The sequence below is a fragment of the Microbacterium sp. genome, from assembly GCF_044340635.1.
Taxonomy (GTDB): domain Bacteria; phylum Actinomycetota; class Actinomycetes; order Actinomycetales; family Microbacteriaceae; genus Microbacterium.
Genome location: NZ_JBIITF010000013.1, coordinates 21,423 through 47,422, shown reverse-complemented (window position 1 = coordinate 47,422; position 26,000 = coordinate 21,423). Strand labels below are relative to the sequence as shown.

Below are 26,000 nucleotides of genomic sequence, written 5' to 3'. Positions count from 1 at the left end.
CACGATGATTCAGACGATGGAACGCACGCCTTCGGCGGTTGTTCTCGCGCGCCTAGACTGGGAGGTGATGGACGAGCAGCCCGAAGAAGAGGTCGACGTCGCGCCGGCGCAGATCGCCCGCGCCCAGTTCGAGGACCAGGCGCTTCCGTTCATGGACCAGCTGTACGGCGCGGCCATGCGGATGACGCGCAATCCGGCCGATGCTGCGGACCTGGTACAAGAGACGTTCGTCAAGGCTTTCGCCTCGTGGGCCACGTTCCACCAGGGCACGAACCTGAAGGCGTGGCTGTACCGCATCCTCACCAACACCTACATTAATACGTATCGCAAGAAGCAGCGCGAGCCGTACCAGGGCACGATCGACGACCTGGAGGACTGGCAGCTCGGGGGAGCGGAGTCGACGACCGCGTCGACCAACCGTTCCGCCGAGGCCGAAGCGATCGATCACATGCCCGCATCCGTCGTAAAAGACGCCCTGCAGGCTATCCCGGAGGACTTCCGGTTGGCGGTGTACCTCGCGGATGTCGAGGGCTTCGCCTACCAGGAGATCGCCGACATCATGAAGACACCGATCGGCACAGTCATGAGCCGCCTTCACCGCGGAAGGCGATTGCTTCGCGAAATGCTGGCCGAATACGCACAAGAGCGGGGCATCGTCTCCGCCGGTCCGGGAGCGAAGAAATGACCGATTGCGGTTGTGACCAGGCGAGGCGAGACCTCGAGGAGTACCTGCGAAACGAAGTGTGCAAGACGCAGCACGCCGACATCCGCGAGCATCTGGAGAACTGCCCCGGATGTCGCGATGAGGCTCTTGTCGCCAAGACCCTGACCGATGTTCTGGCGCGGGCCTGCCGCGAGAGCGCGCCCGAGGACCTGCGCGATCAGGTGCTTGCGAAGCTGCGCACGGTCCAGGCGGCGCACCACTAGCATCCGGCGTCGACCTGTCACGAACGGCTCGATCTGCACGAATCATCGAGCGTTTCGTGACGGCTCGAGGGGTCCGGTGGCGACGAGTAGCCTCGAAGGATGGCAACGACTGACGCCCGCACCCTTTCCCTTGACGAAACGTCCGCAGCTGCGCTCGCTCAGCGTGGACTGATGTACCGCTTGGTCGACCCGGGAGATCCCGAAGCGCTGCGCGCGTATTCGACCGCAGAGGCCCGTGGATTCCTCGGCGAAGAGCCGACGGATGACGAAGCGCGGGAGTTCGGCGAGTCGATCGGCTACCGTCGCCGCATCGGCGTCTACGACGAGGCCGGGCTCGACCCGCAGGTTCCCGTTGCGACGGTGAACTCGTGGGTCGGTGAGCTCTCCGTTCCCGGCGACCGGGTGACGCCGTTCTGGGCGATCAGTGGCGTGACAGTGTCGCCCACCCGACGCCGTCGCGGCATCGCGCGCGCGATGCTTGAGGGCGAGCTGCGCACCGCCCGCGACGCAGGGATGGCCGTCGCGGGGTTGACCGTCTCCGAGGCGACGATCTACGGCCGCTTCGGTTTCGCGCCCGCTGTCGAGGCGACCACGTGGGACATCGACACACGCCGGGCCGGATGGCGGGGCGGCGACGTGCCCGGGTCGTTCGACTACGTCCGCCGCGAAGAGGCGGTGGCGCTGCTGGAAGACGTGCACGAGCGCGTTCGCGTCACGCGACCGGGTGATGTGGATGGTTGGACGGGCCGATGGCGCCAGTTCGCGATGATCGCGGGCGGCTCCAAAGAACCCGGCCGCACCCGCGTCGTGCGCTACGCCGACACGGCGGGCGTCGTACGCGGCGCCCTGGTCTATCGCCTGTCCGAGGACCCGGCCGACATGGCCCGGCACACGCTCGACATCACCTACCTCGTGGGCGATGGCGACGAGGCGTACCGCGCACTCTGGGGTTTCGTCCTGCGCCACGATCTCGTGTCGCGCGTGCGCGCGCCGCTGCGGTCGGTCGATGAGCCGCTCCCGTGGCTGCTCGCCGATCGGCGCGGTGCTCACGTCGCCGTTCATGATCACGAGTGGTTGCGGATTCTCGACGTCCCCGGGGCTCTAACGGCGCGCGGGTACGCCGCCGCGGGAACCCATGTCATCGCGGTGAGCGATCCGCTCGGCTTCGCCGAAGGGACATGGATGCTCGAGGTCGGGGCGGACGGCGCGGCCCGGGTCACGCCCACCGACGCGACGCCACAGGTATCGATGCCCGTCGCATCGCTTGCAGCGCTCTACCTCGGGGGAGTGCGCGCGGTGACGTTGCGTGCCGCCGGTCAGCTGACGGGTGAGGACGCCGCGTTGCGTGAACTGGACCGGGCCTTCGCCGGCGACACCGCGCCGACGCTCGGCATCTGGTACTGACGCGCGGGTCGGGACGTTTCGTCTCGAACCTGCGAGCCTCGCTCAACGACTGAGGACGATCACGGTCGTTGAGCGAGGCGAAACGTCAGGCGAGAGGCGCGAGGGCCTTCTTCATCAGCTCGGCGTGCTCGATCGCGTGGACCTTCGGCGAGCCCGTCGCGGGCGAGGCCGCGGCGCTGCGCGAAACGACGCTCATCGTGCGGCCCTTCAGGTGCTTGACGACCTCGAGCGCGATGAACGGCCACGCGCCCTGGTTTTCGGGCTCATCCTGCACCCACACCAGCTCGGCACCCGGGTATCCGGCGATGACGGCGTTCAGCTCATCGACCGGCGCCGGGTAGAACTGCTCCAGGCGCACCAGGGCGACCGAGGGGTCCGGGTTCTTGTCGAGCTCGCCGCGCAGGTCCCAGTGGGTCTTGCCGGAATGAAGCAGGACCTTCTTGACCTGGGACTTGTCGATGCCGCGGTCATCGTCGAGCACCGGTTCGAAGCGGCCGCTCGTGAAGGCCTCGACCGGGCTCGTCGCGCCACGCAGCCGCAGCATGGCCTTCGGGGTGAAGACAATGAGCGGTCGGCGCGGACGCGCATAGGCCTGACGGCGCAGCAGGTGGAAGTACGACGCCGGAGTCGACGGGCGCGAGACCGTCATGTTGTCCTGCGCACACATCTGCAGGAACCGCTCGATGCGGGCCGACGAGTGGTCGGGGCCCGCACCCTCGTAGCCGTGCGGCAGCAGCAGCACGACACTCGACTGCTGGCCCCACTTCTGATCGGCCGACGTGATGAATTCGTCGATCACGGACTGGGCGCCGTTGGCGAAGTCGCCGAACTGACCCTCCCACAGCACGAGCGCGTCGGGGCGCTCGACCGAGTAGCCGTACTCGAAGCCCATCGTGGCGTATTCGCTGAGGTACGAGTCGTACACCCAGAAGCGCCCCTGGCGATCGCTCAGGTTCGTCAACGGGATCCACTCCTGGCCGTTGGCCCGGTCGTGCAGCACCGAATGGCGCTGGACGAACGTGCCACGGCGCGAGTCCTGCCCGGCGAGGCGCACGTTCGTGCCCTCGAGCAGCAGCGAACCGAAGGCGAGCAACTCGGAGAAGCCCCAGTCGATCGTGCCGTTGCGGCTCATGTCGTAGCGCTTGTCGAGCAGCTGCTGCAGCTTCGTGTGCACCGTGAAGCCCTCGGGCTTGTTCACGAACGCATCGCCGATCAGGTGCACGACGTCGGTTCCGACCCCGGTCGTCTCGATGTCGCCCCAGGTCAATTCCTCGACCTCGGCGTCGGCATCCGTGATGACCGCGTGCGAACCGGTCTCGGCGGCGTGCGTCTCGGCGAAGGCGATCTCGAGGCGATCCTGGAAGTCGCGCTTGGCCTCTTCGTACTCTTCCTCGGTGATGTCACCGCGACCGACGAGGGACTCGGTGTACAGGCGGCGTACCGAACGCTTGGCCTCGATGAGGTTCGTCATGAGCGGCTGCGTCATCGAGGGGTCATCGCCCTCGTTGTGACCGCGTCGGCGGTAGCAGACGAGGTCGATCACGACGTCGCGGTGGAACTCTTCGCGATACTCGAACGCCAGCTGCGCGACGCGCGTCACGGCCTCCGGGTCATCGCCGTTGACGTGGAAGATCGGTGCCTGGATGGTCTTCGCGACATCCGTGGCATACACCGACGAGCGTCCGTCCTGCGGGAGCGTGGTGAAACCGACCTGGTTATTGACGACCACGTGGATCGTGCCGCCCGTGCGGTACCCGCGCAGCTGCGACATCTGCAGCGTCTCGACCACGACGCCCTGGCCCGCGAAGGCCGCGTCGCCGTGGACGAGGATCGGCAGCCACGAGAACGTCCCGATGGCCTTGCGGTCCTGCTTGGCGCGGACGATGCCCTCGAGCACGCCGTCGACGGTCTCGAGGTGCGACGGGTTGGCGGCCAGGTAGATCGGCAGCTCGACGCCGTGGTCGTCGACGAAGGTTCCCTCGGTGCCGAGGTGGTACTTCACATCGCCCGAGCCGCGCTTGTTGCCGAGTGCGACGCTTCCCTCGAACTCGCGGAAGACCTGGCCGTAGGTCTTGCCCGCGATGTTGGTCAGCACGTTCAGGCGGCCGCGGTGGGCCATGCCGATCGCCGCCCCGTCGAGCCCGGCGCCCGCGGCGCCCTGCAGGATCTCATCGAGCAGCGGGATGAGGGACTCGCCGCCCTCGAGGCTGAAGCGCTTCTGCCCGACGTACTTGGTCTGCAGGAAGGTCTCGAAAGCTTCGGCCTCGTTGAGCTTGCTGAGGATGCGCAGCTGCTCGTCGTGGGTCGGCTTGGTGTACTTGATCTCGACCTTCTGCTGGAACCAGCGGCGCTGGCCCGGGTCCTGGATGTGCATGTACTCCAGGCCGATCGTGCGGCAGTAGGAGTCACGCAGCACGCCGAGGATGTCGCGCAGCTTCGCCATCCGCCTGCCACCGAAACCACCGGTCACGAATTCGCGGTCGAGGTCCCAGAACGTCAGGCCGTGTTCTTCGATCTCGAGGTCGGGGTGCGTGCGCTGCTCGTACTGCAGGGGGTCGATGTCGGCCATCAGGTGCCCGCGGACGCGGAACGAGTTGATGAGCTCCTGCACGCGGGCCTGCTTGTCGATCCGCTCGGCGATGTCGACGTTGATGTCGGCGGCCCAGTGGATGGGCGCGTAGGGGATGCGGAGCGCGGCGAAGATGTCCTCGTAGAAGTGGTGCTGGCCGATCAGGCGCTCGTGCACCTTCTTCAGGAACTCGCCGGAACCGGCGCCCTGGATGACGCGGTGGTCGTAGGTGCTCGTGAGCGTGATCGTCTTGCCGATCGCGAGCTCGTTGAGCGTCTTCTCGCTCGCGCCCTGGAACTCCGCCGGGTACTCCAGCGCGCCGGCGCCCACGATGCAGCCCTGGCCGCGCATCAGGCGGGGGACCGAGTGGACAGTGCCGATACCGCCCGGGTTGGTGAGCGAGATCGTCGTGCCCTGGAAGTCGGCGGCCGTGAGCTTGTTGCCGCGGGCCCGCGAGACGATCTCTTCGTACGCGGTGAGGTATTCGCCGAACGTCATCGACTCGGCGCGTTTGATGCTCGGAACGAGCAGGGCGCGGGTTCCGTCGGGCTTGGGGATGTCGATCGCGATGCCCAGGTTGATGTGGGCGGGTGCCACGACCGAGGGCTTGCCGTCGATCTCGGCGTAGAAGACGTTCTGGCTCGGGAAGTCCTTCAGCGCCTGGATGATGGCCCAGCCGATGAGGTGCGTGAAGCTGACCTTGCCGCCGCGGGTGCGGGACATGTGGTTGTTGATGACGATGCGGTTGTCGATCATCAGCTTGGCCGGGATCGTGCGGACGCTGGTGGCCGTGGGGACGGTCAGCGACTCGTCCATGTTCGCGGCGAGGGCCTTCGGCATGCCGCGGAGCGGCGTGATCGTGTCTTCTTCGAGCGGCTCCGGGGCCGGCGCGGCCTTGGGCTTCTCGGGCGCCTGCGCCGGGATCGGGGGCGGCGATGCGGGGCGCGTCGTCGTGCGTGCCACCGGTTGTGCGCCGATGACGGGTATCGGCGCCGTGACGGGTCGCGGCTCGCTTTTCGGCTCGGCCACAGCGGGCTTGGCCGGCTCTGCGGACGAGTTCTGCGGAGCGGCGCTCGATGCCGACGGGGCGGTGCTCGGCGCCGCGGAAGCGGAGGAGGCATCCGATGCGTCGTCGACATCGACCGGGTGATACGCCTCCAGAGTCGGCCACCACGCCTTGTCTACGGAGTTCTTATCGACCTTGAACTGCTCGTAGAGCTCGTCGACGAGCCATTCGTTGGCCCCGAACTCTCCCTCGTTCGAAGTCCCGACGCCTGTCACCTGGCTCGACACGCTGGATCGCCCTCTTTCTTCGATGAAGGTAGCCGCGCAGAGCATCTTCGTGGCCCACGCGCACGAACATCTAGGCTATCCCAGATCCGTTCCGCCCGTCGCGGAACAGGCCGCCGCACGAGCCACTCGGTGAGATGGAGTGGCTAGCGTAGAGCTATGGAATTCTCGGGTGAGCGGCCGATGGTGGATCTGACCTATTCGGATGTCTTCCTGGTGCCGCGGCACTCGGCGGTCACCAGTCGCCTACAGGTGGACCTTGCGCCGCACGACGGCACCCCGGCGACGATCCCGATCGTCTCGTCGAACATGAACTCGGTGACCGGTGCCCGCCTCGCCGCGACGCTCGCGCGCCGAGGCGGTCTGGGCGTGCTGCCCCAGGATCTGCCGCTGCAGGAGTTGGACTCCGCGATCCGCTGGGTCAAGCGCCAACCCGTGCTGTGGGACACGGCGCTCGTGCTGCCGCCGGAAGCGACCGTCGCGGCCGCGCTGCGCATCCTGCCCGCGACGCCCGGCCACGGGATCGTGGTCGCCGACGGTGGCGAGAACGTGTCGGCAGCGGAGATCCGGGGCATCGTTCCCGCGTCGCGGCTCGCCACGGCCCTGCCGGATGCTCGGCTCGGAGATCTCGCGCGGGGCGACACGCCCTCGCTCGAAGCCGAGGACATCGAGGATCCCCGTGCGGCTTTCGACACGATCGTCGCGGCCGGCGTCGACGTGGTCTGCGTCATGCGGCACGGGCGCCTGGTCGGCACGCTGAGCCGCCGGAGCGCGCTGCGCTCCACGCTTTATCGGCCCGCTGTCGACGCAGCGGGACGCCTGGCCGTCGCGGCGGCGGTGGGCATCAACGGCGACGTCGCGGCCAAGGCGAAGGCTCTGGCGGCGGCGGGAGTCGACGTGCTCGTGGTGGACACCGCGCACGGACACCAGGACGGGATGCTCACGGCGCTCCGAACGGTTGCCGAGCTCGGTCTCGACATCCCCATCGCGGCCGGCAACGTGGTCACGGCCGAGGGAGTGCACGATCTCGTGACCGCGGGCGCCTCCATCCTGAAGGTCGGGGTGGGACCGGGCGCGATGTGCACGACCCGCATGATGACGGCAGTCGGGCGTCCGCAGTTCTCGGCCGTGCTGGAGACCGCCGAAGCGGCGCGGATCATGGGCGCGCACGTGTGGGCGGATGGCGGCGTGCGTTACCCGCGCGACGTTGCGCTCGCATTGGCGGCAGGTGCGGCATCCGTCATGATCGGCTCGTGGTTCGCCGGCACGATCGAGGCGCCGGGTGAGCTGCTCGCGGACGCGAACGGGCGCGTGTTCAAGGAATCGTGGGGGATGGCCTCGACCAAGGCCGTGCACGACCGCTTCGGACGCCTCGACCCGTACGAGCTGGCGCGCAAGGAGCTGTTCGCGGAGGGCATCTCGTCGTCGAAGATCTACCTCGATCCGCTCCGCCCGGGCCTCGAGGACCTGCTCGACATGATCACGTCGGGCGTTCGGTCCTCCTTCACCTACGCGGGCGCGGCGACGGTCGCGGAGTTCCACGACCGGGCCCTCGTCGGTCTGCAGTCCGCCGCGGGCTACGAAGAGGGCAAGGCGCTTCCGGTCAGCTGGTGAGGCGCGACGCCGTCGCGAGTGCACGACCTCGCCGCGAGTGCACGCGCTGAGACCCGCACGCACGTCGTGCACTCGAAGCGAAGCCGTGCACTCGGTATCGCGGGTGGCGCGAGGTGTGGGTTCGGCGGTCGCTGGTCCGCGGACCTCGGGTAAACTCGACCCCACGATGGACGACCCCCCCAGTTGTAGACGCTCGCCCCACCCCCCGATCGATTCCGCGAGGGTCGACGCGTGACGTACGAATTGGTCATGCTGGGAGTGGGGCTGCTGCTCATCGTGGGCACTGGCCTGTTCGTGGCCAGCGAGTTCGCCCTCGTCAATCTGGATCGTGCCGACCTCGAGGCGCGGCGCGAGCGCGGTGAATCCCGACTTTCGCTCACCATCGGCGCGCTGAAGATCACATCGACCCACCTCTCGAGCGCGCAGCTGGGCATCACGCTCACGACGCTTCTCACGGGTTACACCATGGAGCCCGCGCTTTCGAGCCTGTTGCGCCCCGTGCTGACGGGATGGGGGCTTCCCGAAGCGGTGGTCTCGCCGATCGCGGTCATCGTCGCCATCTCGGTCGCGACGATCTTCTCGATGATCCTCGGCGAGCTCGTGCCCAAGAACTTCGCCCTCGCCCTGCCGAGGCAGACCGCAAAGCTGGTGCTGCCGTTCCAGGTGGCGTTCACCATGGTGTTCCGCCCGGCGATCGTGCTGTTGAACGGCTCGGCCAATGGGGTTCTGCGTGCCATCGGCATCGAGCCCAAGGAAGAGCTGTCGGGCGCACGCACGGCCGAGGAGCTCTCGTCCCTCGTTCGCCGCTCCGCGAGTGCGGGTCTGCTCGAGCAGGACACCGCTTCGCTCCTGAACCGGACCCTCCTGTTCGCTCGGCTCACGGCCGACGACGTCATGACCCCTCGCCCGAGCATGCACTTCGTTGCGCGTGACGACTCCGCCGACGACGTCATCCAACTCGCGCGTCGCACCGGCCACAGCCGCTTCCCCGTCATCGGCGACTCGCTCGACGACATCGTGGGTGTCGTACATTTGAAGGCGGCCGTCAGCGTGCCGCGCGAGAAGCGAGCGGATGTCCCGGCCGCTGCGCTCGCGACGGAACCCCTGCGTGTCCCCGAAACCGTGCATCTCGACGTTCTGATCGCCGAGCTTCGTGCCCGTGGTTACCAGCTCGCGATCGTCGTCGACGAGTACGGCGGAACGGCCGGTGTCGTGACCCTCGAGGATCTTGTCGAAGAGATCGTCGGCGAGGTATCGGACGAGCACGACCGCAGCCGCGCCGGACTTGTCCGCGGCAAGGACTCGGTCACGTTCCCCGGCAACTGGCGACCGGACGAGCTCCAGGACCGCACGGGCATCCGCGTCCCCGAGGGAGAGGTCTACGACACGATCGGGGGATTCATCATGAGCCGCCTCGAGCGCATCCCCACACCGGGCGACACGGTCGAAACCGACGGCGGGGTGCTCAGCGTGCAGCGGATGGATGGACGCCGCGTCGACCGCATCCGCTACACACCTCACCCGAGCGACGCCGATGGTCTCGATAGCGAGCCGTCGCAGATGACGGGAGCCGAACGCATCCTGCGGGGCCGCGGGACGAAGAACGGGGGTGCGTCGTGAGCGATTGGGCCGGAATCGTCTGGTTGGTCGTCCTCCTGGCGTTCAACGCATTCTTCGTCGGCGCCGAGTTCGCCGTGATCTCGGCCCGACGCTCGCAGATCGAACCCCTCGCCGAGAAGGGTTCCCGCGCCGCGAAGACCGCGCTATACGCGATGGAGCACGCGACGCTGATGCTCGCGACGTCGCAGCTCGGCATCACGATCTGTTCGCTGCTGATCCTGAACGTCTCGGAACCGGCGATCCACCATCTGCTCGCGGTGCCGTTCGGGTTGACCGGGCTGTCCGAAGCCGTCGTCGACGTCGTCGCGTTCGTCGTGGCGCTGCTGATCGTGTCGTATCTGCATGTGGTGTTCGGCGAGATGATCCCGAAGAACCTCGCGTTCTCGATCCCGGACCGTGCCGTGCTCATCCTCGCCACACCGCTCGTCTGGGTGTCCAAGGTCTTCCACCCGGTCATCGCAACCCTCAACTGGATCGCGAACGCTGTGCTGCGCCTGTTCCGCGTCGAGCCGAAGAACGAGGCCGCGTCGACCTTCACGCTCGACGAGGTGGCCACGATCGTGACCCAGTCGACCAGCGAGGGCGTGCTCGATGACTCTTCGGGCGCGCTCGCCGCGGCTGTGGAGTTCACCGACAAGAAGGCCCGCGACATCGCGGTGCGCTTGGACCAGCTCGTGACCCTGCCCGAGACGACGACGCCGGCGCAGATCGAGCGAGCCGTCGCCGTCCACGGTTTCTCGCGCTACGTGATCGTGGATGCCGCGGGCGAGCCGGTCGGATATGTGCACCTGAAGGACGTGCTGCGGGCAGCGGATGTCCCGGACGAGCGGCTCGACAAGCCCGTGCCCGCCAAGCGCATCCACCACATGGTTCCGGTGCAGGAGACGACGGACCTCGAGGACGCGCTCGCGACCATGCGTCGCACGGGTCGTCACCTGGCGCGCGTGCGTGACCAGAGCGGCGAGACCACGGGTGTGCTCTTCCTCGAGGACATCATCGAAGAACTCGTCGGAGAGGTGCAGGACGCCACGCGCCGACGCTGAGCTCCGTCGTCCGCGCGTGGTTTCCCCCGTTTGAGCCGGGGACGCTGGCGGGGTCTAGCGTGGCGGCATGACCGCGTTTCGCATCGACATCCCGCAGACCGTCCTCGACGACCTCGAGGATCGTCTGGCACGGACCCGGTGGCCCGATTCGGTCGCCGAGGACGACTGGTCGTGGGGCACAGACCCCGCGACCCTGCGCACGCTCGTCGATCGGTGGACGAACGGCTACGACTGGCGCGCGACCGAGGCGCGCCTGAACGAGCTCGAACACGTGCGCATCGGAAGCCCCGCCGTTCACGCGGTCCGTGCGGGAACGCAGGGGACGACCCCGCTCCTGCTCGTTCACGGATGGCCCGATTCGTTCCTCCGATTCGAGAAGGCGTTGCCACTGCTCGCCGATCGATTCGACATCGTCGTGCCGAGCATCCCCGGCTTCGGATTCTCCGAACGACCGACGGAGCCGGGCTCGGGCGCCGCGCGTGTCGCGGACCTGCTGGCCGCCACGATGTCGGAGCTCGGGTTCGAGCGCTTCGTCGTGCACGGCGGCGACGTGGGCAGCACGATCGCGGAGACGATCGCGCACCGTCATGCAGATCGGGTGATCGGAGTCCATCTCGGCGATGTGCCGTTCTGGCACCGCTACACACTCGATCCGGCATCCCTCGATGACGACGAGACGGCCTGGGCCGCCTCGATGACCGAGTGGAGTCAGACCGAAGGTGCTTACGCACTCTTGCAGCGCACGAAGCCGCAGACGATCGCGTACGCCCTCACCGACTCGCCGATCGGTCTCGCGGCGTGGTACCTCGAGAAGTTCCGAGCCTGGAGCGACAACGGCGGTGACGTGTTCCGTGTGTTCACGCCGGACGAGCTTCTCGACGACATCACGTTGTACTGGGTGACGTCCACCGCGGGGTCGGCAGCACGGTATTACCGCGATTCGGCGCTGTACCCGCCGGGCACGACAGGGTCCGCACCCGTTCCCGCCGGATTCGCGATCTTCCCGAGGGACATCCACCCGGCGCCGCGCGTTTACGCCGAGCGCTATTTCGACGTTCGCCGGTGGACACAGATGCCGCGCGGCGGTCACTTCGGGCCGTGGGAGCAGCCGGAGCTGTTCGCCCGTGAGCTACGCGGGTTCGTCGACGACCTGAGCTGAACTCTGTTCGGCTGGCCCATCGGCCTGACCCGGGGTCAGGCCGAGTGCGCGGGAACGAGCGCTGCCCGGGCGTACTGTGCCGGCCAGAGGTCGACGCTCTCGCCCATTTCGACGGCGGCGCGCAGTCCGAAGTGAGGGTCGCGAAGCCACTCGCGCGCGGCGAAAATCGCGTCGGCATCGCCCTGCTGCAGGATCTCTTCCGCCTGCGAACCCTCGGTGATCGATCCGACCGCACTTACGAGCAATCCGGTTTCGCGACGGACGTGCGCGGCGAGAGGAACCTGGTAGCCGGGGCCCGTGACGATCTGCTGGTGCGCGACCAATCCGCCGCTCGAGATGTCGAACAGGTCGGCTCCCGCCTCGGCGGCCCACACGGAAACCTTCGCGGTCTCTTCGACGTTCCAACCGCCTTCGGCCGCATCCGTGCCCGAGAACCGCACGAACAGCGGCACCGCGTCGCCGACCTCGGCACGCACGGCGGCGACGATGCGAAGCAACAGGCGGGCTCGGTTCTCGAGGCTGCCGCCGTACTCGTCGGTGCGGTGGTTGCTGAGCGGCGAGAGGAACTCGTGCAGGAGGTAGCCGTGCGCCGCGTGAATCTCGAGGATGTCGAACCCTGCCTCGATCGAACGTCGCGCCGCCGAGACGAACCCGTCGACGACGGCTTCGATGCCCGCCGCATCCAGTTCGCGGGGTTCGGCGTACCCCCGGTACGCGATGGCCGAGGGAGCGAAGGTGGTCCAGCCGCCCTCGTCGAGACCCACACTGCCGTGCCCGCGTCCGGCGAAGGGCCACCAGGTCGATGCCTTGCGGCCCGCGTGGGCGAGCTGAATTCCCGCCGCGGCGCCGCGGGCGTGGATCGACGCGACGATGGGGGCCCAGGCATCCCGCTGCTCGTCTGTCCAGATACCCGTGTCGCGCGGCGAGATGCGGCCTTCGGCGACGACGGCGGTCGCCTCGGCGACGACCAGGCCGGCACCGCCGGACGCGAACTGGGAAAGATGCACGTGGTGCCAGTCGTTCGGAACGCCCGCCTCCGCGCTGTACATGCACATGGGCGCGACCCACAGCCGGTTGGCGATCTCGGTGGCGCGGATGGTCATGGGCTGGAACAGCAGGGTCAAAAGGGCTCCTCGGGAAATGTCGCCTCGGCGGTAACGTGTGGGGATGTCGCATCCGTCGCCGTGGTCTGCAGCCGAGACGGCCGCGCACCTGCAGAGGCCAACGGGCGACGACGACAAGTATTCCCGGGGCGTCGTCGGAATGCGAACGGGCTCGGCCCGGTACCCGGGTGCGGCGGTGCTCGGCATCGAGGCTGCATGGCGTGCGGGCGCCGGGATGGTGCGCTACGTCGGGCCGGACGCCGCGGCATCCCTGGTCTTGGCGCGCAGACCCGAGACCGTGCGTGGGACGGGACGGGTTCAGGCATGGGTGATCGGCTCGGGAATGCCTGCTGGCGACGCCGACGGTGACGCGGACGGTGACGCGCACGGTGACGCGGAAGCGGGGTTCGCCGACATCCTGGACGGTGCGGAACCCGTCGTCGTCGACGCGGGGGCACTCGGCTTCGCGGGTGCGACGGCGCCGCGCGTGCTGACCCCGCATCGGGGAGAACTCGCCCGCCTGCGGGAAGAGCTCGGGCTCTCACGGGAATGGCCGGATGACGCATCCGCCGCTCGCGAGACCGCGGTCGAGACGGGCGCAACCGTGTTGCTGAAGGGTGCGCGGACGTGGGTCGCGACGCCGGGCGGATGGCTGGGGCTGGTCGAATCCGGGGCGCCCTGGCTGTCGACCGCGGGTACGGGCGACGTGCTGGCCGGTGTCGTGGGTGCGCTCGTCGCGGCGCGCAGCTCGGCGGTGATCGCCGACCCGGAGATGCTCGGGCCGCTTGCCGCCTCCGCGGCGTGGCTGCACGGCGCCGCGGGACGTCTTGCCTCGGGCATGGCGCCGCTCGATGGCGCAACCGACCAGCCCGATCGCCGCGGGGGAGCCGCGGCGGGACATCCCCTCGTCGCTCTGGAGGTCGCCGAGGCGATCCCGGCCGTCTGGGCGCTGTTGTCGACCTGAAGCGCGGGGCTGGCGACCTCAGACTCGGCGCAGCGGTCGCGCGCTTAGGATGAGCGGGTGTCGGGTGGCCTGTGGCGGGAGTGGATGAAGCACCGCACTGTCTTGTGGGTCGCCTTCGCCGTCGTTCATCTGAGCGTCGCGGTTCTCGGCTGGGTCCTGCCGAACTACCCGATGGGCGACGTCTATCTGGTGTACGAACCGTGGGCCGACGCCGCCGTCGATGGGCGTGAGATCGTCGGCATCACGACTCCGTTCGTGTACCCGCAACTCGCGCTCGTGCCCATGATCCTCGCGCGTGCGCTGGCGTGGCTCGGCGGCTACATCATCGCGTGGTCGATTCTCGTGACGGCACTGAACGCGGTCGCCTTCGCCCTGCTCATCGGTCGCGCCCGCTCGCGCGCCCGCGTCTCCGCCGCCTGGTTCTGGCTGGCGTATGCGCTGCTGCTCGGGCCGATCGGGATGTACCGGATCGATGCCGTCACCGTGCCGTTGGCCGTTGCCGGGCTGCTGTGGCTCGCGGGCCGGCCGGCCGTGGCAACTGTCCTGCTCGCGGTCGGGACGTGGATCAAGATCTGGCCGGCCGCGCTCATCGCCGCGAGCGTCGTCGTCCTTCGTCGCCGGCTGACGGTGATCGCCTCCGCCGCCCTCGTCACCGCCCTCGTGCTCGGTGGGGTCATCGTGCTCGGCGGATGGGCCCACGCATTCGACTTCATCGGAGAGCAGACCGGACGGGGCCTACAGCTCGAGGCGCCCGTGAGCACCTTCTACCTCTGGCAAGCCGTAGCGGAGATTCCCGGATCGTTCGCCTTCTACGACAACGACATCCTGACCTTCCAGGTGACGGGTCCTCACGTCGACATCGTGATCGCCGTGATGACGCCGCTACTGGCGGCGGCGGTGGCGGGCGTCGCCGGGCTGGGCGCATACAAGGCGTGGCATGGCGCATCATACGTGCGCCTGCTGCCGCCCCTTTCGCTCGCCTTGGTGCTCGTGCTGATCGTTTTCAACAAGGTCGGCTCGCCCCAGTTCCAGACGTGGCTGATCGCACCGCTCGTCCTCTGGATCGTGTTGGATCGGACGCGCGCGAGCACGGTTGCCGCGTTGTCGCTGGTCAGCGCCGCCCTCACGCAGGTCGTCTACCCGATCGTCTACGGCGGGATTCTGAACACGCAGCCCGTTCCGGTCGCTCTTCTCACCGCCCGCAACACCCTCACGATCGTCCTGCTCGTCATCACCGTCACGGCGCTCGTTCGGGTGCCGACCCGCTCCGCTGCGATGGTCAGCGCGCGTAAGCGCGAACTTCGCCGTTTCGTGTCCGCTCGCTGAACCTCGGGAGAATCATGCTCATCGCCTTCTCGGTAGCCCCCAGTGGCACCCCCAGTGGAACCGCCCGGCGCCCGTCGGACTCCGGCGGCGCTGCGGACGGCTCGGTTCACGACGCGGTCGCCGCCGCGGTGCGCGTCGTTCGCGAGTCCGGGCTGCCACATCGCACCAGCTCGATGTTCACCGAGATCGAGGGGGAGTGGGACGAAGTCTTCGATGTCGTGCGCCGGGCGACCGAGGCCGTGATGCCGTTCGGATCGCGCGTTTCCCTCGTGCTGAAGGCCGACATCCGCCCCGGCTACTCCGGCGAGATCGACGGCAAGGTCGAGCGGCTGGAGCGTGCGCTGTCTGAGAACGACGGGTAGCGGGCAATGGTCGGGCGTCGTGACCGGCGTCGTGACGGTCGGTGCGATGACGGTCTTGAATGGGGATCGCGCGCAGCGGATACTCGGAGTGCGCGTCGTGCTCCGTCGCGCAGACGAAGGGAGTCCCGTCATGGCTGAACAGTCCGGGTCGGGGCCGGCGTCGGGTACCGCGGCCGACCCCTGGGTGCTGAAGACTGCACCGCTGACGTCCGCCTACACGATGTACCGCGACGATACGTCCGAACCGCCGCTGCTGGTGTGTCAGGTCGGGACGACAAAGCTGACCTATCTGGGACGAGCGATCGAGGACCTTCATGCCGAGCTCGTAAGGCGGGGCGACTGGGTCACACTCGGCGCAACCGGCGAGGGTAAGGAGCCGGCGGCCGACACGGTCGAAGCGTGGGGAAGGTCGAGGGACAATCCCGTCGGTGGTTGGTACGGGCAGCGGAAGGGGTACCGCGGTCGCTTCGGTATGTACCTCCCGCCATTGCTCGAGACGCTCGGTCTCGTGGAATTGGAGCACAACGCGCGGAATAACCGCGTGCGTGCGCTCGCGAAAGGGGTGGCTTCCACGGAGTGACGGGGCTTTCGAATCGTTTCGAAAGGCGGGATAGGATCGCTCGGTGACATCCGCAGCGTCTTCCGATATCGGCCTCTCCCGCGTCCCCACCCGACGTGTAGCGACCTGGGCCCTGATCTCGCTCGCGGTCGGCAGCTTCGGCATCGGCATGACCGAGTTCGTCATCATGGGCCTGCTGCCCGAGATCGCTCGCGACCTGCTGCCGAGCGTATGGGCGATCTCGCCGGACGACGCCATCGCGCAGGCGGGCTGGCTGATCTCGCTCTATGCGCTCGGCGTCGTCGTCGGGGCACCCACGATCTCGGGACTGGTCGCCCGCTTTCCGCGCAACCGCGTGATCGTGGCTCTGGCCGCCGCACTCACCCTGTTCACGGTGCTCACCGTCATCGCGCCGACGTTCGAGCTCGTCGCCCTATCTCGCTTCGCCGCAGGTCTGCCGCACGGCGCATTCTTCGGGATGGGTGCTCTCATCGCCGCCGACGTGCTCGGACCCGGCAAGCGCGCGAAGGGCGTCGCCATCGTCCTGATGGGCCTGACGGTCGCCAACGTCGTGGGCGTGCCGGTCGGCACGTTCCTCGGGCAGGCGAGCGGGTGGCGGCTCGCTTTCCTCGTCGTTGCCGCGATCTTCGCGGCCGGCACCGTGATGGTCTGGGTGTTCGTGCCCGCTCACGCGGGGGATGCGGGACGCACCTTCCGGGCCGAACTAGCTGTTTTCCGAATCGGCCAGGTGTGGCTGACGCTCGCCATCGGCGCGATCGGATTCGGTGGCTTCTTCGCGGTCTACAGCTACATCTCGCCCCTGGTCACCGAGATCTCGGGAAGCCCGCTGTGGGTCGTACCGATCGTGCTCGTGGTGATGGGGATCGGGATGACCGTCGGCAACCTCCTCGGCGGGGTGCTGGCCGACAAGAACCTTCGTGCAACGCTCATCGGGGGTCTCGCCGTGCTCGTGGTGGTCCAGGCGCTGCTGGCAGCGACCGCGGCATACATCGTGCCGCTCATCGTCTTCATCTTCCTCATCGGCGTCGCGTCAGCTGTGACGAGCCCGGCGATTCAGACACGACTCATGGATGTCGCGGGCGACAACCAGGCGATCGCCGCGGCCCTCAATCACTCTGCCCTCAACATCGGCAACAGTCTCGGTGCGGCACTCGGCGGTGTCGTCATCGCGCTCGGGTGGGGCTTCGTCATGCCGTCGTGGGTGGGTGCGGCACTCGCGGCACTCGGTGTGGGTATCGCCGTTGTCGCATTCGCGCTCGAGACCCGATCCGCGGCGCGTGGGGCCCGAAGGCGTGTCGAGGTTGCGGCGGGAGATACAGTTCTGCGGTGAGGAAGAGAACGCCGGCCGCGGCCGCGGCAGCGGCCGCAGCACGCGGTCGGCAGGCGGCGCGGGGCCGTCAGATGCGCGCGGTGCGCCATCACCTTCAGCCCGCGCAGGCTGTCGCCCTCGGGTTCGCCGCGGCGATCGCGGTCGGAACAGCGCTCCTGATGCTCCCGATCGCCAAGGTCGGGCCGGGTGGGGCGAGCTTCGTCGAGGCGCTCTTCACGGCAACGAGCGCCGTGTGTGTCACCGGGCTCATCGTCGTCGATACCCCGGTTTTCTGGACGGGCTTCGGGCAGGTCGTCATCCTGGTACTGATCCAACTCGGCGGCCTGGGCATCATGATCTTCGCGGCCCTGATCGGCGTCGTGCTGGCCCGCAAGATGTCCGTGCGGTCGCGGCTGAACACCGCGGCCGAGGCGAAGACGCTGGGGCTCGACGACGTACGCGGGCTCGTCCGCCGCATCGTCCTGATCTCGGTGATCATCGAGGCCGGAGCGTTCGTCCTGCTCTTCCTGCGGTTCCTGCTCGGCTACGGCTACACGGTCGGGGAAGCCGCCTGGTTCGCCCTGTTCCACGCGGTGTCGGCCTTCAACAACGCAGGATTCGCGCTCTACAGCGACAGCCTGATGGGCTTCGTGAGCGATCCGTTCATCTGCCTGCCGATCTGTGCCGCGATCATCCTGGGCGGCCTCGGTTTTCCTGTGATCATGCAGCTCCGTCGCGAGTTCCGTCGCCCGCTGCATTGGTCGATGAACACCAACCTCGTCGTGGCCGCCACGGCCGTGCTGCTCGTGGCGGGAACGGTCTACATCACCGCGATCGAATGGAGCAATCCCGCGACCCTCGGGGGACTCGATCCCTGGTCGCGCATTCTCGCCGGATTCTTCCAGTCGGTGCAGACCAGAACAGCAGGCTTCAACTCGGTCGACGTGGGTGCCATGCACGACGAAACCTGGCTGGGCATGGACGTCCTGATGTTCATCGGTGGCGGCCCCGCGGGAACCGCGGGCGGCATCAAGGTGACGACCTTCGCCGTACTGTTCTTCATCCTCGTGACCGAGCTGCGCGGTGAGGGTGCGGTCAACATCTTCGGCAAGCGCCTCTCCCGCGCGGTGCACCGTCAGGCGATCACGGTCGTCCTGTTGGCCGTCGCCGCGGTGATCGCGGGCACCGCACTCATCATGTTCTTGAGCGGCGAGAACCTCGACAAATCCCTGTTCGAGACGGTTTCGGCGTTCGCTACGGTCGGGATGTCGACGGGCATCACCGCGTCCCTACCCGAGAGCGCGCAGATCGTCCTGGTCATCCTGATGTTCCTCGGACGCATCGGCCCGCTCACCCTCGGCTCGGCCCTTGCGCTCCGCGAGCGACGGATCCTGTACGAACTTCCGAAAGAAAGGCCGGCCATTGGCTAAGTTCCCGCAGTTCGGCGCCAGCGAAAGATCGCGGCGCATCGCCGAGGCGGACTCGGTCGCCGTGATCGGCCTCGGCAGATTCGGACGTTCGCTCGCGCTCGAGCTCATGGCCTCCGGCACCGAGGTGCTCGGCATCGATCTCGACGAAGACATCGTCCAGTCCCTCAACGGCGAGCTCACGCAGGTCGTGCGCGCCGACTCCACCAAGCGCGAGGTGCTGCACCAGCTCGCGATCGACGAGTTCGACCGCGTCGTCGTGTCGATCGGCGGGAACATCTCGGCATCCATCCTGACCTGTTCCGTGCTGCTCAACATGGACATCCCGGTGATCTGGGCCAAGGCCGTCAACGACGAACACGGGTTGATCCTGGAGCAGCTCGGGGTGCACAAGGTGATCTATCCGGAGAAGGACATGGGCCGACGGGTGGCGCACCTCGTTCGCGGAGCGGCCCTCGACTTCATCGAGATCGCGCCGGGCTATGCGATGGTCAAGGCTCCCGTACCGGCATCGATCCAGGATGTTCCGCTCGGCTCGACCGGCATCCGAAAATCCCACGGCGTGACAATCGCTGCCTTCCAGCACGACGACGTGTGGGATAACGCGGACAATCAGACCGTGCTGCGCGAGGGCGACACGATCCTCGTGGTCGGCAAGACGCGTTCCGCGGAGGGTTTCGCTCAGCTGAGGTAGTCGCGCAGCGGGCGGGGTTACTCCTCGAGCAGGCGCCGCAGGTGAGCACCGACGACGTGTGTCTCGATGAGGAACCCGTCGTGCCCGTAGTCGCTCGTGATGACGCTGGGGGAGTTGCCGTCGAGCGTGTTCGGGATGGCTCGGGCGATCCGCTCCTGTCCTTCAACGGGGAACAGACGATCGCTGTCGATTCCGAGCACGAGCGTTCGTGCGGTGACCTGTGCCAGGGCCTGTTCGACGCCGCCGCGATCGCGTCCGACGTCGTGGGAGTTCATCGCCTCGACAAGACGGACGTAGCTGTTCGCGTCGAAGCGGCGGGTGAAGCGGTTGCCATGGAAGTCGAGATAGGACTCGACCGCGAAGCGTCCGCCGTGACCGAGGGGGCTCACTCCCGACTGCCACGACCGCTGGAAGCGCTGGTTGAGCTCGGTGGGGCTGCGGTAGTTCAGCAGCGCCATGCGTCGGGCAAGGGCAAGTCCGCGATGCGGGCCGTCCCCGTCGCCCGCGTCGTAATACTCGCCGCGCTGGAATCGCGGGTCGATGGCGATCGCGTCGAGCTGCACCGAGTTGAGCGCGATCTGATCGGCGGTGTTGATCGGCGGAGCCGCAATGATCGCCGCGCGGGCGACACGGCTCGGAAATCCTGCGGCCCACTCGAGGGCGTGCATTCCACCCATCGAGCCTCCGACGACGCCCGCCCACACTTCGATGCCGAGCTCGTCGGCGAGTTGCGCCTGGGCTGCGACCTGGTCGCGGATCGTGACATACGGGAAGCGCGAGGCCCACTCGTAGCCGTCGGGCGCGATGCTCGCGGGGCCGGTCGACCCCTGGCATCCGCCCAGCATGTTGGGTGCGACGACGAACCAGCGGTCGGTGTCGATTGCGGCTCCGGGGCCGACGATGTCGGACCACCACCCGTCGGTGGGATGCCCCGGACCCGCGGGACCTCGGACGTGGCTGTCGCCCGTCAGGGCGTGCAGGATCAGGACGGCGTTGTCGCGCGCGGCGTTCAGCGCGCCCCACGTCTCGAACGCGAGGCGGAAGCTCGGGAGTTCCGCGCCGCCCTCCGTTCGGAACGGTCCGAACGCGGCGAAACGTCGGTCGCCGACAGCGTCCCCGTCGCGCCAGGCTCCGGTAGCCGGGGGGCGGCCCAGCAGCATGCGCGCGTCGGCCTCCGTCACCGGCATCGCCGGGTAGGTGTCCTCAGAGCTCTGCCAGTCCATCCGTCCATTCTGGCGTGCCCGGCAGTGGCCGGGCCGACACGTTACGTCGATCCAGTCAGCCGCGCTGTGTCTCACGCGCACTCGAACGGACGCAACGCGCCGCACGAGTCGCGACGAAGCGGCGTGTTGCGTCCGTTCGGCGCGTGGCCCCGCCGGTGGCCGGGCCGAAACGTTGCGGGCGAGACCACCCTCGCGCGGGGGAGCGGCAACAGCGCAGGAGAAGTGGGGCAGGTTCGGTGCTGTGGGGCACGGCGAAACCTGCCCCACTGCACCGAACCTGCCCCACTCAGGGCGACGCGTCAGGCGCGCGCGGCCTCCGAGACCTTACGGGCCGCCGCGAGCGCCTGCTCGAGGTCGGCCTTGAGGTCGTCGATGTTCTCGATGCCGACCGACAGGCGCACGAGCCCGGGCGTGACACCCGAGGTGAGCTGCTGCTCGGGCGTCAGCTGCGAGTGCGTTGTCGACGCCGGGTGGATGACGAGCGAGCGCACGTCGCCGATGTTGGCGAGGTGGCTGAACAGCTCGAGCGAGTTCACGAACTCGCGACCCGCCTCGACACCGCCCTTGAGCTCGAACGACAGCACCGCGCCGACGCCCTTCGGGGCATAGGTGTTCGCTGCGGCGTACCAGGGCGAGGACGGCAGGCCCGAGTAGTTGACCGACGCGACGTCCTCGTGGTCTTCGAGCCACTCGGCGATTTCCTGTGCGTTCTGCACGTGGCGTTCGATGCGCAGCGACAGGGTCTCGATGCCTTGGATGAGCAGCCAGGCGCTCTGCGGCGCGATCGAGGCGCCGAGGTCGCGCAGAAGCGTGACACGGGCCTTGATGACGTAGGCGAGCGCGTCGCCGACCGCGGTGGTGTAGCTGGCGCCGTGGTACGACGGGTCGGGCTCGGTCAGGCCGGGGAACTTCTCGACGTTCTTCGACCAGGCGAACTTGCCGCCGTCGACGATGACGCCTCCGATGACCGTGCCGTGACCGCCGAGGAACTTGGTCGCCGAGTGGACGACGATGTCGGCGCCGTGCTCGAGCGGGCGGATGAGGTACGGGGTCGCGATCGTGTTGTCGACGATCAACGGCACGCCGCTTTCGTGGGCGACGCCCGCGACCTTCGCGATGTCGAGGATGTTGATCTTCGGGTTGCCGATCGTCTCGCCGAAGAACAGCTTCGTGTTGGGGCGGACGGCCGCGCGCCACTCGTCGGCGTCGTCCTGGTTCTCGACGAACGTCGTCTCGATGCCGAGCTTGGCGAGGGTGTACTTGAACAGGTTGTACGTTCCGCCGTAGATCGACGAGGACGAGACGATGTGGTCACCGGCCTGCGCGATGTTGAGCACCGCGTAGGTCTCGGCGGCCTGCCCGCTCGCGACGAGGAGGGCTCCGGTGCCGCCCTCGAGCGCGGCGAGGCGCTGCTCGACGACATCCTGCGTCGGGTTCATGATGCGGGTGTAGATGTTGCCGAACTCGGCCAGCGAGAAGAGGTTCGCGGCGTGCTCGGTGTTGTCGAAGACGTACGAGGTCGTCTGGTAGATCGGCGTCGCGCGTGCCTTGGTGGTCGGGTCGGGCTGCGCGCCCGAGTGGACCTGCTTGGTTTCGAAGCGCCAGTTCTCCGGTGCGGACATGGTGGATACTCCTGTGGTTCGCGGGGCGCGGCGGGTGTCGCGTCAGTAGCGAGGCTACGGATCGACGGATGCCTCGACAACGGTCGGGAAATGTTACGTAATACTCTGCGTCCCCCGGCCGAGGCCGCCGAGTTCGTTCACTCCGCCGGGGCGGACTAGCGTGGGTCCGTGACGAAGAGGCGTGCGGTTGTGACCGGTGCGAGTTCGGGAATCGGTTGGGCGACCGCGGTGGCCCTCCGTGAAGCCGGTTGGGATGTGGTCGGTGTGGCTCGTCGCGCCGAACGTCTGGCAGAGCTCGCGCACGAGACCGGCGCCGAGGTGTTCGCCGCCGACCTGACGAACCAGGCCGACGTCGATGCGTTCGCCGGCTGGCTCGCGGGCACAGGGCCGGTGCACGCGTTGGTGCAGATCGCCGGTGGCGCTCGAGGTACGCAGCGCGTCGAGGATGGCGATCCGTCCGATTGGACATGGATGTACGAGGTCAATGTCCTCGCCACGCAGCGGCTTGTTGCCGCGGTTCTTCCCCTCGTGCGCGCGGCGGCGGCGGTAGACGGCCATGCCGATGCCGTTTTCGTGACGTCGACGGCCGCGCAGGTCGCCTACCCGGGCGGCGCCGGCTACAACGCCGCGAAGGCGGCTGAGGCGATGCTCGTGCACGCCCTGCGCCTCGAACTCAACGGCGAGCCGATCCGCGTGGTCGAGGTGGCACCGGGCATGGTGCACACGCCCGAGTTCACCCTCAACCGGTTGGGTGGCGACTCGACGGCGGCGGACCGCGTGTACGACGGTGTCGAAGCACCCCTCGTCGCCTCCGATGTCGCCGATGTCATCGTCTACGCGATGAATGCTCCGGCTCACGTCAACCTGGATCTGGTGACGATGCGCCCCGTGGCGCAGTCCGCCCAATACCTTCTGGCCCGCGGGCCCCTGCGGGTTCGCACGGATTACGAGTGATTCCTGCGGCGGCGCGAGCCGGAACCGAGAAGCACGACGGCGGCATGAGCCGGGAAGGAGTCGCCCCGCATGGGTGAATACACGGGAGAGCGCGAGCATCTGACCTGGGACGGTTTCGGCGAGGCGTGCCGGGATCTTGCCCGGACGATCGTGGCCGATGGTTTCGTGCCCGAAGTCGTCGTCGCCATCGCGCGAGGGGGTCTGTTGCCCGGCGGTGCGATGGCGTACGCCCTCGGTGCGAAGAACTGCGGTGCCCTGAACGTGGAGTTCTACACCGGCATCGGCACGGTCCTGGATGCCCCCGAACTCCTGCGCCCCGAGCTCGACATGGAGTACCTCGGCGGGCGTCGCGTGTTGCTCGTCGACGATGTGGCCGACAGCGGTCGGACTCTCGCGCTCGCCGTGCGCCTGCTGAGTGAGCGCGGAGCGGACGTACGTTCGGCGACGATCTACATCAAGCCCGGTTCGATCGCGATGCCGGACTACTCCTGGCGCGAGACGGCGTTGTGGATCGACTTCCCCTGGTCGTGGAAGGGCTCGGTCATCGAAGAGGATGCCTCCTGATCCCATGGCTCGCTCGCTCGCGCAACTCGCCGACGACGGCCTGATCGACGCGGGCTGGGCCGACGCGCTCGAACCCGTCGCTGCGGACATCGCCGCGCTCGGCGAGAGGCTGCGTGCGGAGGTCGCGGCCGGGCGGGGCTATCTGCCCGCGGGCGACCGTGTGTTGCGGGCGTTCCAGCGCCCCCTCGACGACGTCAAGGTGCTGATCGTCGGGCAAGACCCGTATCCGACACCGGGGCATCCGATCGGTCTCTCCTTCGCGGTGGAGCGGGATGTCCGCCCTCTCCCGCGGAGCCTCGCGAACATCTACAAAGAACTCGACAGCGATCTCGGCATCCCACCGGCGCCGCACGGTGACCTGTCGGCCTGGGCCGACCAGGGCATCATGCTGCTGAACCGCGTACTGACCGTTGCGCCCGGGGCATCCGGGTCTCATCGGGGGTGGGGGTGGGAGAAGGTCACGGAACTTGCGATCCGCACGCTTGCCGCGCGCGATCGGCCGCTCGTCGCGATCTTGTGGGGGAGGGATGCCGCCAACCTGCGCCCGCTGCTCGGTGCCACGCCGATCATCGAGTCGCCGCATCCGTCGCCGTTGTCCGCTTCGCGCGGATTCTTCGGATCGAAGCCATTCTCGCTCGCCAATCAGATGCTCGAAAAGGCCGGAGCGACCGCGGTCGACTGGCGTCTGCCCGCGTAGGCTGGCGGCATGCTGGAGGAGGAATACGACAAGCAGAAGCGGCGTCCTCCTCGTCACCTGCGCAGGGTGCCCGAGCCCGAGCGGCCGTTTTCGTACGAGATCCGTCCGGTGAGCGCAGCGGATATCCCGGACATCCGCGAGATCTACAACTACTACGTCACCAACTCGGTCGTGACGTTCGATGAGAAGCGCTGGACCCTTCGTCAGTGGCGGGACAAGTTCGATCATCTGGCCAAGCTGGAGCTGCCGTTCCTGGTCGCGGAGTCACCGAGCGGACAGATCCTCGGCTACGCACTCGTGCAGCCCTGGGCAGGCAAGTCCGCCTTCCGCTACACGGTCGAGAACTCGATCTACCTCGGTCATGCGGCCGCGGGTAAGGGCCTCGGTCGCGCCCTGCTCGAAGCGCTGATCGAGGCGTGCGAAGAGAAGGGCATTCGCGAGATCGTCGCTGTCATCAGCGACAAGGGAGCGGATGCCTCGATCGCCCTGCACGAGAAGCTGGGTTTCACCGAGGTCGGGCGGATGGGGCGGGTGGGTTTCAAGTTCGGCCGCTGGCTCGGCACGGTCTACCTGCAGAAGTCGCTGTCGCCGAAGAAGAAGAACAAGCGTGGCCTGTTCCGCCGCTGACGTGCGCTCGCTCGTGGAGGGCGTTTTCGTCTCGCGGCAGCCGACGTGACATCACGCGTGGTCGCGCGCGAACGAGTCGATGAAGTCCGCGCGGGACTCTCCGTGCGCGCCGAAGTTGTCGCGCAGACACGCGCCGAGATCTTCGAGCGCATCGTCCAGCATCGTGCCCGCCGTGACCAGATCGATGCTCGACGACGCGCGCGCCTCACGGGCGAGGGTGACGGCGACCGGAAGCGCGCGCCCCAGCGACGTCGGTGCCTCTCCTTCGCGGAAATAGTACGACTCGGGACTCTGGCTGAGGTCGACGCGCACCTCTGCGATCTGCTGAGCGACGCCGAGCACGACCGTTGCGGCGGACGCCGGATCCATCTCGCGCAGGCGCTCCGGGTATCCCGCTCTGCCGAGAATCGTCAGGGACAGCGCGATTGAACGCCGGCGTCCGAGCGTCGGGAACAGCTGCAGCAGCCAGGTCGCCGAAGCAGTCAGGAGAGCGAATCCCATCACCGCCTGCACGGGGGTGAGGATCCGGATGATCGGCTCGGTCGGAATGACCTCTCCGAACCCGACGGTCGAGAGGGCTACGAGCGAGATGTACACGGCCTCGAAGAAGTCGACGTAGCGGTCCGGATCGATTCCCTCGTTGTACAGGAAGCCTTGCGGGATGTGCGGAAGGTAGACGAAGGCCCAGCCGAGGGTCTGCGCGATCGCCCACGCGAGAACGACGGCGAGGGTTGCGAGCGGACCGGATGCCGCACGAGCCCGCGGGCCCAGCCCGGATGTCAGGTGCCAGACCCCGGAGACGATGCCTCGGGTCATCCGTCCGCGCGCGTGCGGGTGCAACAGCGTGAGGAAGATGTCCACCAGCCCGTACACGATGATGGCCGCGCCCAGCACGGTACTGCCGACGCTCCAGATCACGTGC

At 68.0% G+C, this 26,000-nt stretch carries 23 protein-coding genes; 18 read left to right on the top strand and 5 right to left on the bottom strand.

The genetic code is table 11. The annotated features are described in order from the left end of the window. The first annotated feature begins 4 nt into the window (after positions 1-4). The 3 genes from ACIQ0W_RS11910 to ACIQ0W_RS11900 all read left to right on the top strand — a co-directional run bounded on the left by ACIQ0W_RS11910 (position 5) and on the right by ACIQ0W_RS11900 (position 2,331). Positions 5-685 (top strand): sigma-70 family RNA polymerase sigma factor, encoded by a 681-nt coding sequence (locus tag ACIQ0W_RS11910; RefSeq protein WP_396642959.1) that lies wholly within the window; start codon positions 5-7, stop codon positions 683-685. Further along, on the top strand, positions 682-927 hold the full coding sequence (locus ACIQ0W_RS11905) for a zf-HC2 domain-containing protein (protein ID WP_396642957.1): 246 nt from the start codon (positions 682-684) through the stop codon (positions 925-927). The genes ACIQ0W_RS11910 and ACIQ0W_RS11905 overlap by 4 nt, the downstream gene beginning before the upstream one ends. A gap of 99 nt (positions 928-1,026) precedes the next feature. Next, complete coding sequence (locus tag ACIQ0W_RS11900; protein WP_396642956.1) at positions 1,027-2,331, top strand: GNAT family N-acetyltransferase; 1,305 nt, start codon at positions 1,027-1,029, stop codon at positions 2,329-2,331. A gap of 85 nt (positions 2,332-2,416) precedes the next feature. On the opposite strand, the gene ACIQ0W_RS11895 is transcribed toward ACIQ0W_RS11900, so the two are convergent. Next, positions 2,417-6,193, bottom strand: a complete 3,777-nt coding sequence (locus ACIQ0W_RS11895) for a multifunctional oxoglutarate decarboxylase/oxoglutarate dehydrogenase thiamine pyrophosphate-binding subunit/dihydrolipoyllysine-residue succinyltransferase subunit (RefSeq protein ID WP_396642955.1) — start codon at positions 6,191-6,193, stop codon at positions 2,417-2,419. A gap of 156 nt (positions 6,194-6,349) precedes the next feature. Here ACIQ0W_RS11895 and ACIQ0W_RS11890 point away from each other — a divergent pair, with 156 nt between their 5' ends. The 4 genes from ACIQ0W_RS11890 to ACIQ0W_RS11875 all read left to right on the top strand — a co-directional run bounded on the left by ACIQ0W_RS11890 (position 6,350) and on the right by ACIQ0W_RS11875 (position 11,626). Next, positions 6,350-7,804: a GuaB1 family IMP dehydrogenase-related protein gene (locus ACIQ0W_RS11890; protein WP_396642954.1), complete on the top strand. Its 1,455-nt coding sequence runs from the start codon at positions 6,350-6,352 to the stop codon at positions 7,802-7,804. Between the two features lie 249 nt (positions 7,805-8,053). Next, the gene (locus ACIQ0W_RS11885) at positions 8,054-9,424 is read left to right on the top strand and encodes a hemolysin family protein (protein WP_396643006.1); all 1,371 of its coding nucleotides are present in this window, start codon (positions 8,054-8,056) and stop codon (positions 9,422-9,424) included. Then, on the top strand, positions 9,421-10,467 hold the full coding sequence (locus ACIQ0W_RS11880) for a hemolysin family protein (protein ID WP_396642953.1): 1,047 nt from the start codon (positions 9,421-9,423) through the stop codon (positions 10,465-10,467). The genes ACIQ0W_RS11885 and ACIQ0W_RS11880 overlap by 4 nt, the downstream gene beginning before the upstream one ends. A gap of 67 nt (positions 10,468-10,534) precedes the next feature. Further along, positions 10,535-11,626 carry an epoxide hydrolase family protein gene (locus ACIQ0W_RS11875; protein WP_396642952.1) on the top strand — a complete coding sequence of 364 codons (1,092 nt, stop codon included), beginning with the start codon at positions 10,535-10,537 and terminating at the stop codon, positions 11,624-11,626. 35 nt (positions 11,627-11,661) lie between these two features. On the opposite strand, the gene ACIQ0W_RS11870 is transcribed toward ACIQ0W_RS11875, so the two are convergent. Further along, complete coding sequence (locus ACIQ0W_RS11870) at positions 11,662-12,750, bottom strand: NADH:flavin oxidoreductase/NADH oxidase (protein WP_396642951.1); 1,089 nt, start codon at positions 12,748-12,750, stop codon at positions 11,662-11,664. A gap of 43 nt (positions 12,751-12,793) precedes the next feature. Here ACIQ0W_RS11870 and ACIQ0W_RS11865 point away from each other — a divergent pair, with 43 nt between their 5' ends. From ACIQ0W_RS11865 to ACIQ0W_RS11835, 7 genes are all read left to right on the top strand, one after another. After that, positions 12,794-13,693, top strand: coding sequence for an NAD(P)H-hydrate dehydratase (locus ACIQ0W_RS11865; RefSeq protein ID WP_396642950.1), 900 nt, complete (start codon positions 12,794-12,796; stop codon positions 13,691-13,693). Positions 13,694-13,750: 57 nt separating this feature from the next. Continuing rightward, on the top strand, positions 13,751-15,019 hold the full coding sequence (locus ACIQ0W_RS11860; RefSeq protein ID WP_396642949.1) for a hypothetical protein: 1,269 nt from the start codon (positions 13,751-13,753) through the stop codon (positions 15,017-15,019). 14 nt (positions 15,020-15,033) lie between these two features. Then, entirely contained in the window at positions 15,034-15,381 is a 348-nt protein-coding gene (locus tag ACIQ0W_RS11855; protein ID WP_396642948.1) for an MTH1187 family thiamine-binding protein, read from the top strand. A gap of 130 nt (positions 15,382-15,511) precedes the next feature. Beyond that, the gene (locus ACIQ0W_RS11850; RefSeq protein WP_396642947.1) at positions 15,512-15,961 is read left to right on the top strand and encodes a DUF6855 family protein; all 450 of its coding nucleotides are present in this window, start codon (positions 15,512-15,514) and stop codon (positions 15,959-15,961) included. A 67-nt stretch (positions 15,962-16,028) separates the two neighbouring features. Then, positions 16,029-17,291 (top strand): MFS transporter, encoded by a 1,263-nt coding sequence (locus ACIQ0W_RS11845; RefSeq protein ID WP_396643005.1) that lies wholly within the window; start codon positions 16,029-16,031, stop codon positions 17,289-17,291. Positions 17,292-17,362: 71 nt separating this feature from the next. Next, on the top strand, positions 17,363-18,700 hold the full coding sequence (locus ACIQ0W_RS11840; protein WP_396643004.1) for a TrkH family potassium uptake protein: 1,338 nt from the start codon (positions 17,363-17,365) through the stop codon (positions 18,698-18,700). Then, positions 18,693-19,391 (top strand): potassium channel family protein, encoded by a 699-nt coding sequence (locus tag ACIQ0W_RS11835; RefSeq protein ID WP_396642946.1) that lies wholly within the window; start codon positions 18,693-18,695, stop codon positions 19,389-19,391. The genes ACIQ0W_RS11840 and ACIQ0W_RS11835 overlap by 8 nt, the downstream gene beginning before the upstream one ends. Before the next feature lie 17 nt (positions 19,392-19,408). Here the strand turns inward: ACIQ0W_RS11835 and ACIQ0W_RS11830 are convergent, their stop codons facing one another. Then, positions 19,409-20,614, bottom strand: coding sequence for a homoserine O-acetyltransferase (locus tag ACIQ0W_RS11830; RefSeq protein ID WP_396642945.1), 1,206 nt, complete (start codon positions 20,612-20,614; stop codon positions 19,409-19,411). A gap of 299 nt (positions 20,615-20,913) precedes the next feature. Then, entirely contained in the window at positions 20,914-22,236 is a 1,323-nt protein-coding gene (locus ACIQ0W_RS11825) for a bifunctional o-acetylhomoserine/o-acetylserine sulfhydrylase (protein WP_396642944.1), read from the bottom strand. 168 nt (positions 22,237-22,404) lie between these two features. Between ACIQ0W_RS11825 and ACIQ0W_RS11820 the strand changes: the two genes are divergently transcribed. From ACIQ0W_RS11820 to ACIQ0W_RS11805, 4 genes are all read left to right on the top strand, one after another. Continuing rightward, entirely contained in the window at positions 22,405-23,190 is a 786-nt protein-coding gene (locus ACIQ0W_RS11820) for an SDR family oxidoreductase (RefSeq protein WP_396642943.1), read from the top strand. A 69-nt stretch (positions 23,191-23,259) separates the two neighbouring features. Next, on the top strand, positions 23,260-23,754 hold the full coding sequence (locus ACIQ0W_RS11815; RefSeq protein WP_396642942.1) for a phosphoribosyltransferase: 495 nt from the start codon (positions 23,260-23,262) through the stop codon (positions 23,752-23,754). A gap of 4 nt (positions 23,755-23,758) precedes the next feature. Next, a complete protein-coding gene (locus ACIQ0W_RS11810) occupies positions 23,759-24,451 on the top strand; it encodes a uracil-DNA glycosylase (RefSeq protein ID WP_396642941.1) in 693 nt (230 codons plus the stop codon). A 9-nt stretch (positions 24,452-24,460) separates the two neighbouring features. Beyond that, positions 24,461-25,078: a GNAT family N-acetyltransferase gene (locus ACIQ0W_RS11805; RefSeq protein WP_396642940.1), complete on the top strand. Its 618-nt coding sequence runs from the start codon at positions 24,461-24,463 to the stop codon at positions 25,076-25,078. 51 nt (positions 25,079-25,129) lie between these two features. Here ACIQ0W_RS11805 and ACIQ0W_RS11800 read toward each other — a convergent pair whose 3' ends face one another. Beyond that, positions 25,130-25,996, bottom strand: coding sequence for a potassium channel family protein (locus ACIQ0W_RS11800; protein ID WP_396642939.1), 867 nt, complete (start codon positions 25,994-25,996; stop codon positions 25,130-25,132). Between the last annotated feature and the right edge of the window lie 4 nt (positions 25,997-26,000).